Source organism: Roseospira goensis (assembly GCF_014197795.1).
Taxonomy (GTDB): Bacteria; Pseudomonadota; Alphaproteobacteria; order Rhodospirillales; family Rhodospirillaceae; genus Rhodospira; species Rhodospira goensis.
Genome location: NZ_JACIGI010000030.1, coordinates 35,236 through 44,854, shown reverse-complemented (window position 1 = coordinate 44,854; position 9,619 = coordinate 35,236). Strand labels below are relative to the sequence as shown.

At 73.8% G+C, this 9,619-nt stretch carries 11 protein-coding genes and 1 tRNA gene; 3 read left to right on the top strand and 9 right to left on the bottom strand.

The window, feature by feature from the left end:
* Nucleotides 1-184: 184 nt before the first annotated feature.
* Entirely contained in the window at nucleotides 185-928 is a 744-nt protein-coding gene (gene lexA / locus GGD88_RS14700) for a transcriptional repressor LexA (protein ID WP_184436769.1), read from the bottom strand.
* A 346-nt stretch (nucleotides 929-1,274) separates the two neighbouring features.
* On the opposite strand from lexA, the gene GGD88_RS14695 reads away from it, so the two are divergent.
* Entirely contained in the window at nucleotides 1,275-2,198 is a 924-nt protein-coding gene (locus GGD88_RS14695) for a 23S rRNA (adenine(2030)-N(6))-methyltransferase RlmJ (protein WP_343056384.1), read from the top strand.
* Nucleotides 2,199-2,336: 138 nt separating this feature from the next.
* Here the strand turns inward: GGD88_RS14695 and GGD88_RS14690 are convergent.
* The 5 genes from GGD88_RS14690 to GGD88_RS14670 all read right to left on the bottom strand — a co-directional run bounded on the left by GGD88_RS14690 (nucleotide 2,337) and on the right by GGD88_RS14670 (nucleotide 5,185).
* Nucleotides 2,337-2,413 (bottom strand) — tRNA-Arg (locus tag GGD88_RS14690).
* A gap of 90 nt (nucleotides 2,414-2,503) precedes the next feature.
* Nucleotides 2,504-3,292, bottom strand: coding sequence for an alpha/beta fold hydrolase (locus tag GGD88_RS14685; RefSeq protein ID WP_343056383.1), 789 nt, complete (start codon nucleotides 3,290-3,292; stop codon nucleotides 2,504-2,506).
* Between the two features lie 119 nt (nucleotides 3,293-3,411).
* On the bottom strand, nucleotides 3,412-3,762 hold the full coding sequence (locus GGD88_RS14680) for an AzlD domain-containing protein (protein WP_184436765.1): 351 nt from the start codon (nucleotides 3,760-3,762) through the stop codon (nucleotides 3,412-3,414).
* Nucleotides 3,759-4,529, bottom strand: a complete 771-nt coding sequence (locus GGD88_RS14675; RefSeq protein WP_184436763.1) for an AzlC family ABC transporter permease — start codon at nucleotides 4,527-4,529, stop codon at nucleotides 3,759-3,761. The genes GGD88_RS14680 and GGD88_RS14675 overlap by 4 nt, the downstream gene beginning before the upstream one ends.
* A 317-nt stretch (nucleotides 4,530-4,846) precedes the next feature.
* Nucleotides 4,847-5,185 carry a hypothetical protein gene (locus GGD88_RS14670; protein ID WP_184436761.1) on the bottom strand — a complete coding sequence of 113 codons (339 nt, stop codon included), beginning with the start codon at nucleotides 5,183-5,185 and terminating at the stop codon, nucleotides 4,847-4,849.
* Between the two features lie 381 nt (nucleotides 5,186-5,566).
* On the opposite strand from GGD88_RS14670, the gene GGD88_RS14665 reads away from it, so the two are divergent.
* Both GGD88_RS14665 and GGD88_RS14660 read left to right on the top strand, forming a co-directional pair.
* Entirely contained in the window at nucleotides 5,567-6,559 is a 993-nt protein-coding gene (locus tag GGD88_RS14665; RefSeq protein WP_184436759.1) for a glycosyltransferase family 2 protein, read from the top strand.
* A 107-nt stretch (nucleotides 6,560-6,666) separates the two neighbouring features.
* A complete protein-coding gene (locus GGD88_RS14660) occupies nucleotides 6,667-7,167 on the top strand; it encodes a DUF427 domain-containing protein (protein WP_184436757.1) in 501 nt (166 codons plus the stop codon).
* Nucleotides 7,168-7,176: 9 nt separating this feature from the next.
* Here the strand turns inward: GGD88_RS14660 and GGD88_RS14655 are convergent, their stop codons facing one another.
* The 3 genes from GGD88_RS14655 to ubiV all read right to left on the bottom strand — a co-directional run bounded on the left by GGD88_RS14655 (nucleotide 7,177) and on the right by ubiV (nucleotide 9,580).
* Entirely contained in the window at nucleotides 7,177-7,545 is a 369-nt protein-coding gene (locus tag GGD88_RS14655) for a hypothetical protein (protein WP_184436755.1), read from the bottom strand.
* Nucleotides 7,538-8,293, bottom strand: coding sequence for a hypothetical protein (locus tag GGD88_RS14650; RefSeq protein WP_184436753.1), 756 nt, complete (start codon nucleotides 8,291-8,293; stop codon nucleotides 7,538-7,540). Before GGD88_RS14650 ends, GGD88_RS14655 begins: the two co-directional genes overlap by 8 nt.
* A gap of 354 nt (nucleotides 8,294-8,647) precedes the next feature.
* Nucleotides 8,648-9,580, bottom strand: a complete 933-nt coding sequence (ubiV, locus tag GGD88_RS14645) for a ubiquinone anaerobic biosynthesis protein UbiV (protein WP_184436751.1) — start codon at nucleotides 9,578-9,580, stop codon at nucleotides 8,648-8,650.
* Between the last annotated feature and the right edge of the window lie 39 nt (nucleotides 9,581-9,619).

Genomic DNA, 9,619 nt, shown 5'->3' with positions numbered 1-9,619 from the left:
GGTTATAAACCGAATTCGCACCGGGCTGGGGGCATGCCCCCAGCCCGGTGCAAGCGCGGCTCACCCAGTCTCACATCTGCCTGGACCTACACAGCCGCGGCTCGCGCCCGGCCCGCGGCCGATCATGGGGTCGGCATCGGGCGCTCGTGGGCGCTCGTGGGCGCTCGTGGGCGCCGCGCGGCGATCAGTAGCGCCGCAGCAGGCCCACCAGCCGACCCTGGACCCGCACCCGGTCGGCGGGCAGCACCTGGGTGCGGTAGGCCGGGTTGGCCGGCTCCAGGGCGATGGAGTGGCCCTTGCGGCGCAGGCGCTTGAGGGTCGCCTCTTCCTGGTCGACCAGGGCCACCACGATGGTGCCGGACTCGGCGCTGTCGCAGGCCCGGATCAGCACCGTGTCGCCGTCCAGAATGCCGGCGTCGATCATCGAGTCGCCCTCGATGGTCAGGGCGTAATGCTCGCCGCCGCCGAGCAGGCCGGCCGGCACGTCGACCAGGGTGGAGCGGTCCGACAGAGCGGCGATGGGGGTGCCGGCGGCGATCTTGCCGAGCAGGGGGAGTTGCACCGACGCCACCGCCTCCGGCACCGCAATGCCGGGCAGGGCGTGGCCCGCCGCGCCGCCCCCGAAGTCGCCGCGGATGACCTTGGGGTCGAAATGGCCGCCGGCGCGCTCCGGCGCGGCCGGCGCCGGTCCGACGGGCTCGGGCGGGGCCGGGTCGCCCGGCCGGCGCAGGATCTCCAGCGCCCGCGCCCGGTGCGGCAGACGGCGGATGAAGCCGCGCTCCTCCAGCGCCGAGATCAGGCGGTGGATGCCCGACTTGGAGCGCAGGCCGAGGGCGTCCTTCATCTCGTCGAAGCTGGGCGCCACCCCGGTCTCGCGCAGACGCTGGTCGAGGAATACCAGAAGCTCGTGCTGTTTGCGCGTCAACATGGCGGGAACTCTCGTGCGGATTGGGGCGGCTTGGGGCGGCTTGGGCAGGCGGGCGGGGCGAGCGGGCGGTTTGGGGCCGCGCCGGGACGGCGGTCGGCGATGAGGCGATGACCGGGTCTGGCAACGACCGGGTCTGGCAATGACCGCCCCCGGAAGCGTGCCACACGACCCGACCGGCGACACAGTGCTGGGTGCTGGCGATACAGTGTTGGCGCTACAGTGCCGCCGACACCGTGATCGTCGTCAAGGTCGAACAAACACGGTACACTCAAGAGTGTTCTACTTTGGTTCCGTGGTCGGGTCAAGGGGCCGCGCGCCCGAATCCGGCGCCCCCCGGGACCCCCGCGTGCGGCCGCGCGTTGACACCGCCCGGCGGCCGGCGCTACCCCCCGGGGCGATCCTGCCCCGCCGCCGCGAGACCATGAACTATCGCCACGCCTTCCACGCCGGCAACGTCGGCGACGTGCTCAAGCACGCCGTCCTGAGCCTGATCCTGACCCACCTGATGGCCAAACCCAAGCCCGTGCTGGTGCTCGACACCCACGCCGGGGCCGGCGCCTATGACCTGGACGGCGGCGCCGCGGCGCGGACCGGTGAATGGCGCGGTGGGATCGGGCGGCTGCGCGGCGCGGGTGCAGCCGTGCCGGCCGCCCTGAGGGGCTACCTGACCGCCGTCGCCGACATTGCGGCCGCGCACGGGCCGACGATCTACCCCGGCTCGCCGCTGCTGGCGGCGGCGCGGCTGCGCCCGGGCGACCGGCTGGTGGCGGTCGAGCGCCACCCTGAGACACACGCCGCGCTGGCCGCCCTGCTGGGGCGGCGGCCGGGGGTTACGGTGCGCGACGGCGACGGCTACGCCGCCCTCGCCGCCCTGTTGCCGCCGCCGGAGCGGCGCGGGCTGGTGCTGATGGATCCGCCGTTCGAGGACCGGGGCGAATACGCCGCGCTGGCGGCCGCCCTGGGGCGGGCGCACCGGCGGTTCGCCACCGGGGTCTACATGCTGTGGTATCCGGTCAAGGACCCGGGGGCCGTGGAGGCGTTCCGCCAGCAGATCGCGGACAGCGGCGTCCGCCGGGTGCTGGCGGCGGAGCTGACGGTGCGCCCCACGACCACCATCCGGGGCCTGGCCGGCAGCGGCCTGATTCTGGTCAACCCGCCCTACCGGCTGGACGAGACCCTGCGCGCCCTGCTGCCGTGGCTGGCGGACACCCTGGCCGAAACACCGGGGGTCGGCGGCTGGCGCCTGGACTGGTTGCGGGGCGAAGCGTAGCGCCGGCGCGCCCCGTAGACCAACCCCCGCTCGCCTTGGAACGAGGGCAAGCCGTTTCGGTGTCAGGGGAAATGGCGCGCCCAGTCGAACTTTGTTCGAACTTCTTTTCAAGGAAGAGGGCCGCCATTCCTGAGGGAATGGCGCGCCCGGCAGGACTCGAACCTGCAACCGTCCGCTTAGAAGGCGGATGCTCTATCCAATTGAGCTACGGGCACCCGGGACCCAAGCGCGTGCGGCCGCGGCCGGCGCGGACCGATGATAGCCCGACCGGGCGGCGCCCGGGGAGTCCCAATTTCGGGGGGCGCCTACCTCCGGCCGGTTCCGCCGGTCCAGTCCGCCACCGCCGCCGTCATGGCCGTCAGCACGGCCGGCCGGGCCTGGTGGTGCGGCACGTGGCCGCAGTCCGGCACCAGACGCGGCGTGGCCGGCCCGCCCGATCCGGCGCAGATGGCGTCCACCTGGCGCGGGGTGCCGTACTCGTCGCCGGCGCCCTGCATCACCAGCAGCGGGCAGCGGATGGCCCCCAGGCGGTCGGTCATGTCCCAGCGGGTGAAGGCCGGTTCGGTCCAGGTCGCGTTCCAGCCCCAGAACACGCCGTCGGTGTTGCGGCCGTGCCAGCGGGCCAGCTTCGGCCGCAGGTCCCCGTGGACGAACGCCGTGCGCGCCGCCAGGATGCCGGCGAGGGTCACGTCCTCGACGAAGACGTGCGCGGCCTCGGTGATCGCGCCGCGCAGCCCGGCCGGACGCAGCGCGGCGTACAGCAGTGCGATCGACCCGCCGTCCGAGTGCCCCACCAGCACACACGCCCCGATCCCGGCGGCGTCCAGGACCCGGGGCAGCACGTGCTCGGCCTCGTGCTCCAGGTACCCGACCGGGCGCGGCCAGCCGGCCAGCGCATCGGCGCTGCCGTGGCCGCGCCGCTCGTAGACCAAGCCGGGCAGGCCGGTGGCTCGGCACAGCGCCTCGGGATAGTCCTTCCACAGCCCGATGCTGCCCAGGCCCTCGTGCAGGAACACCAGCACCGGCGCACCGGCGGCGGCGCCCTCGGGGCGCAAGCGGCGCGCCGGCAGGCGCACGCCGTCGACGCGCAGCACCAGATCCGCGGTGTGGACCGGGACGGCAGGCGCTGGGACGGGAGGCGGGGGGACGGGAGAGGGGGGGATATCCATGCTCGAACCCTACGGCGGCGTATGGAACCGACCCCCGCTCTGTATCACCCCAGCGCCATGAAGGTCCACAACGCCGCCATGCCCACCACCAGGGTCAGCACGATGCGCCGGGTCAGCGCCACCGCCGCCGCCACCAGGCCGGCCGCGGTGCGGGTCCAGTCCCAGGCCGGGGAGAACAGGACGTCGGCCTGCAGCAGCGCCGGGACGACGAGCGCCGCCAGCACCGCCGGCGGCACGTAGCGCAGCGCCCGCGTCATCCAGCGCGGCAGTTCGCGACCGCCGGCGACAACGATGAACGACGACCGCAACAGCCAGGTGCCGAGCCCGCACAGGACGATCAGCGCCCAGACATGGGCGGCGGTCACCGGGGCGTCGAGCCAGTCGGCGGGGGTCATGGCCGGACCTCCCGCTCGCTGCGGTCCCGGCGCGCCCGGCGCCGGTCGCGGCGGTCCTCGGCCCACACGCCCCAGGCGATGCCGGCCAGCGCGCCCAGCATCAGGCCCAGGTTGTAGGGCAGCCCGGCCAGCAGCACCGCGACCCCGCCGCCCACGATGGCGGCCTCGGCGCTCGGCCGGTCGCGGATGGCCGGCACCAGCAGCACCAGGAACACCAGCGGTACGGTGAAGTCGAGGCCCCATTCCGGCGGTACCCGTGCCCCCAGCAGCAGGCCGGCCAGGGTGAACACCTGCCACAGCAGCCACAGCGGCAGCGCCGCCCCAAGGTAGAGCCACGCCTTGTGCGGGGTGTCGGGGGCGTCGGTGAAGCGGGTGACGGAGACCGCGAACGCCTGATCGGTCAGCATGTAGGCCATCAGGCCGCGCTGCCAGGCCGGCGCCGCGCGCAGGTGCGGGGCCAGCGCGGCGCTGTACATCACCATGCGCAGGTTGATGACCAGGACGGTGGCCAGGATCACCGGCGCCACCGCCCCGCTGGCCAGCAGCGAGACGAAGGCCATCTGCGAGGCGCCGGCGAACACCACGGTGGCCAGCCCCATGGCCTGCGCCAGCGACAGGCCGGCCTCCTTGGCGGCATAGGCCGAGACCAGGGCGAAGGGCAGGATGCCGGGGATCAGCGGCGACACCGCGCGCGTGCCGGCCACCATCTGGGCCAGGCGTCCGGGCGCGGACGACGGTCGGGAGTCGGCGGGGGGCGAGGCGGTCATGGATCACTCCGGGCCGGCGGACGGGGCCGGCTTGCCGGGCCGACGCCGGTCCGCGCGACCCGCCGCTGACATACGGCAGCGCCGCCGGCCGCCGCAACCCGGCGATTTCCTCATGCGACGCATGAGCGGGACTTGGGCACGCGGTCGGACCGCCCCGTCCAAGGGGGGGCGGACGCCGGTCAGAGCCGATGGTTCGAAATCGGAACCGCAGATGCGGTCCGATTTCGAACGTGAATCGGCTCTACATGATTGATTTTAGAACAGAGTTACGCGCCGAAATGGGACCGCGGCGCGAGTCCATTTTGGCGCGATCTGCTCTAGGAGCCGCCGCGGAGGTAGCCCTTGGCCTGCATGCAGTCGGTGTAAAACCGCCGGTGCGCCGCGCGGGCCTCGGTCTGGTCCACCTGGGCCAGGGGGTCGAGGCCCACGTTCCCGCCCGGACCCGTGGCGCGGCCGGGCACGGCGCGGTCGGGCTGGTGCACGCGGCGCAGGGCGTAGTCGTCCGCCGTCTGTTTGCAGGCGCGGCTGTCGCGGGCGCGCTGGTCGGGGGTGACGCCGGGCTTGGTCCAGCCGGCGCCGTCGTCGGCGGCGCAGGCGGCGAGCAGGCCGCCGGCGAGCAGCGTGGCGAGCAGGGCGGGAAGCGGGCGGGCGGACATGGCACGGCTCCTCGGGTTCGGGGGTGAGGGTGGGGGGCGGCGGTCGGGCGGACCAACCGGGCGGACCAACCGGGCGGACCGCTGCGCCGCACCCTAAACCAGAGCCGGGGGCAATGGGACCGGGCGCCGCGCCCGACGCGGCCTGCCTTGCAAATTGACGCGAACGCCGCGAAGCGTCGTCGCAAACTGACTGCCGTCCTGGGACAATGCGCCCCCGCCCGGCCGGTTCCGGCGGTGCCGCGGCCGCGTCGGAGCGGTGCACCGGCGGCGGGGCGCTGGCACGGCCCTTGCCCCTCCGAGCGCATCTCTCGGTTTTTCCCGTCGTCGCGCCGCCCGACCCGACCGTCGCGGTCGGCCGGCGCCCAGCCTGCGAGCCCCGCCATGGACATGACCGCCCCCGACCCCGGCCCGCTGCGCGCCGGCGCCGGTGCCCCCGACTGGACCGTGCCGGCGGTGTCGATCATCGTCGCCGGGCCGGCCGCCCCCGACGCCCTGCGCGAGACCCTGGCCTCGACCCTGGCGATCGCGGCGCCGGCCCACGAAGTGATCGTCATCGACACCGGCACCGACCCGGCCACCACCGAGGTGCTGCGCGACTTCATCCGCCTGGACCCGTTCCTGCGCCCGCTGCGGGCGCGCGGCCTCAACGCGGCGGCGGCGCGCAACGCCGGGGCGGCGCTGGCGCGCGGCCGGGCGTTGGTGTTCGTCGCCCCCGGCGCGCGGCTGCGGCCCGAGGGGCTGGCGGCCCGGCTGACGGCGGTCGAGCGCGGACCCGACGCCGCCCTGGTGGTGGCCGGCGACGAGGTGGCGCCCCTGGACGACCGGTCCGACCGCCTGCCCGATCCCGACGCGGTGACGCGGCCGCTGACCCCGACGGCTGTGGTGGCCGACCTGGATCCTGGCGGACGGCCCCTGCTCGTGGTCAGCCGTGCCGCCTGGACCGCCATCGGCGGGTTCGACGACAGCCTGGCCGAGGCGGCGGTGGAGGACTGGTTGTTGCGGGCCATGGCGCTCGATCCCGGGGCGGTCCTGACCATGGATCGGCCGCGCGCCAGCCGGTCGGGGTTGGGGGCGGCGCCGCCGGGGCTTCCGTCGGTGCGGGCCTGGGAGCGCCTGTGGGCGCGCGCCGTGGCGCTGGACCCGGCCCTGGCCCCCGCCCGGCGGCCGGCGCGGGCGCGGCATCGCCGGGCCCTGGCGGTGGCCGCGCGGGGGGCCGGGGCGCCCGCGGGCGTGGCCCTGCGCCTGTTGGCCGGCGCGGTGCGGGCCTGGCCCGGGATGCTGTGGCGCGAGCCGCGGGCCACCGTGGGCGCCCTGGCCGGCGCCCTGCGCGCCCCCGCCCGGCGGCGCGCCCCGCCGCCGTCGCGTCCGGATTGATCCGGCGCGACCGACGCGGCGTATCCCCCTCCGCCCCGATCCGGACCCCGCGTCCCCCGGATCCGGGTGCGGCCCCGTCGGGACGTCGGCTTCTGGGGAGACCTGCCGTGTTCGACCGACCCCACCGCAGGGCGCCCGGCCCGGGTCAGGAGTCCGTCTGGGACTACCCGCGCCCGCCGCGTCTGGAGCCGGTGACCGAGCGCCTGAGCGTCGTGTTCGGCGGCGAGACCATCGCCGAGACCACGCGCGGTCACCGCCTGCTGGAGACCAGCCACCCGCCGGTGTACTACATTCCGCCCGCCGACGTGCGCGCGGATGCGCTGATCCCGGAAGGGCGGCGGACCTTCTGCGAGTTCAAGGGCGAGGCCTGCTATTGGACGGTGACCGTGGGCCACCGTCAGGCCCGGGGCGCGGCCTGGAGCTATCCCGACCCGCCGCCGGCCTACCGCGCCATCGCCGACCACCTGGCGTTCTACGCCGGGGCCATGGACGCCTGCTTCGTTGGCGACGCGCGGGTACAGGCCCAGGCCGGCGACTACTACGGCGGCTGGATCACGTCGCGCATCGTGGGGCCGTTCAAGGGCCCGCCCGGCACCCGGGGGTGGTAGGGGGCGGCGTCAGGCGGCGGGCCGGGAGCAGCGGGCGGCCATCTGGGCTTGCTGACTGTTGGTACTGCCAAGCGCCAGCGGCCAGCCGTGCCGGGCGTCCCTGGACGACGTGAGAACCTGCCAGGCGAAGTCCAGAAGATCGTCCGCGTCGATATCGTCCGTGCCGCGGAAGGAAATGATGGTCTCGCCGTTGCCCTGGTAGGCCGCGGCGTAAAAGCCGATATTCACGCCCTGGCTTCCCGCAAGTGTATCACTCTCCTTTGTGATCGACATCTTTCCAATGTCGTAGGTGGCGCCCGGTTCGATTCTGAGTCCCGGATCGTAGCCCCGGTTGTAGGCGTCCAGGGCAAGCACAGCATGCATCAAGCGATCAGTCATTGGACGGTCCCTTCGTTGAGAAAGCGCCGGAACTCAGTGAACTGGCAACGGGGGTGTCAGTCACATAACTGTGAAAGCGGTTTCCGTCGAACATCCTGGAATAGTATTTGTCCAGCCACGGCAGGATGTCGCGCATGCGCCACGTCACCGGGTCGTCGGTGGTCTCCACGACGGCGCCTTGCAGCTGCACACCCGCGCCAAAGACGTCCTCGAAGTCATTGACCCGGGTGTCCAGGTCGGTTCGTGTGTGATGGGGAATCCCGTACACCAGCCGCACGCTCATGGGGTCCGACAGGTCGTCGAAGGTGACCATGCGCGGATAGCCGGGGTAGCGGTCGGGGTCGAGCGCGGCGCGCTGGCCCGTTCCGAGCGACTTGTAGTAGCGGATGCCCTCGGTCGTGGTTGCCCCGTGTCCATCGGGGACCGGGAAGGCCTGGTAGAATTCGTCCTCCGAAATGTCGGAGATCAGCGCGAACAGCAGGCCGCGCGCGCCCAGGTCCACGACCACCGCCTCGCCGCGAATGTCGGCCGGGTTACCGCCTTCGGGCCAGTAGAACAGGCGTTCCATGTTCGACAACTCGCGCACCGCCGATCCGCTGCGGAGTCCCTCCGGCGTGTCCACCGTCACGGTGATGCGGTAGCGCCAGGTGGCGCTGACCGGGGAGATCCCCGTCACCGCCAGCCCGACCAGCGTCAGCACCGCCAGCCCCGCGACCATCACCGCCCCCAGAAGCAGCCGCCTGATCACGTCCGCATTGCCTCCCTCGGGGCCGTCAGTGGGTCGCGAGCGCGCCAGCCGGAGCGCAAAACGCGAGGGCAGGAGCGGACAAAGACAATAGGGGTCTTTCGCCGCGGCGGTCAACCCGCGTTGCGGCGCTTCACTTTGAGTAAAACCGGAAAACGGGAAGAGAGGAGGGGGCCGGACCGCGCGACCAGCGCCGTCTTCACCCGGAGCGGGGGCCGGCCGCGCCCCCGCCGGACCGAAAACGCCCCGAACCGCGATCCGTCTCCGACCGCGATCCGGGGGTGTTTGGGGGGTCTCTGTCCGTCACCAGACCCCATCCCCGCAGGCGGTCGCCCAAGGGTCCGGCGCGGGCGGCCCCTACTCCGCCGCCACCCAGTCCGCGCCCGGGGCGGCGTGGTAGAAGCCGTTGGCGACCGGGCGGTCTTCCAGCAGGTCGAGCAGCCGGTCCTCGGCCGCCAGGTCGTCGATGCGCCCGGCCAGCAGGTCGGCATACGCCTGACCCACCGCCACCATGTCCACATCCAGCGGCGAAACGCGCAGCGCGGTGACCCCGGCCTCGACCATCTCCGGGATCTCGCGCACCATCAGGGTGACGGCGTCGGCCTGGGTCTGTAGGCCGTTGACCACCATGAAGGCGTCGCCGTCCAGCGTGTCCACGGGCAGGCCCTCGGGGTCCTGGTCGCAGATCAGGCGGCAGGTGGCCTTGGTCAGGCCGTGCGCGCGGGCATGGTAGCAGCGCGCCGAGATGGCCAGCGGGGCGCGGCCGAACACCGTCACCCCGCAGTCGATGCCCAGGTCGCGGGCGCGGCGGGCCAGGGCCAGCACGCTGTCGCGCGGCAGCTCCCACGGCAGGGTCACACAGGTGGCGCCGCGCTCGGCCAGGGCGGTCAGGGTGCCCTCGTTGTAGACATTGACCATGGGGCCGATGTGGTGCGGCTGCCCGGACAGCAGGGCCAGGGCGCCGACGTCGTTGGCCTCGATCAGGGCGCCCGCGTTGGCGGTGCGGGCCACCGCCTCCAGCGCGGCGACCTCCTCCTCGGCCACCGCGAGGCCGATGGTGGGGCGGACCACGGCCCGCCCGGCCGCCTTGAGCCTCACCTCCGCCTCGGCCATGGCCTCGGCGACCGGGGCCTCGCGCTTGGAGCACACGGTCTCGCCCAGCACCACCTCCTGATAGGGGCCGTGGTCGGCGATGGCCTGGTAGAAGGCGCGGCGCTTGGCAGCCGGCCAATGGTACAGCAGCGGCCCCAGGGTGAGCCGGGGCGTCGGGCGGGCGGCGGGGTCGGTCATGGCATCTCTTCCACTCCGGCGCGGCCGTCATCGCGCGGC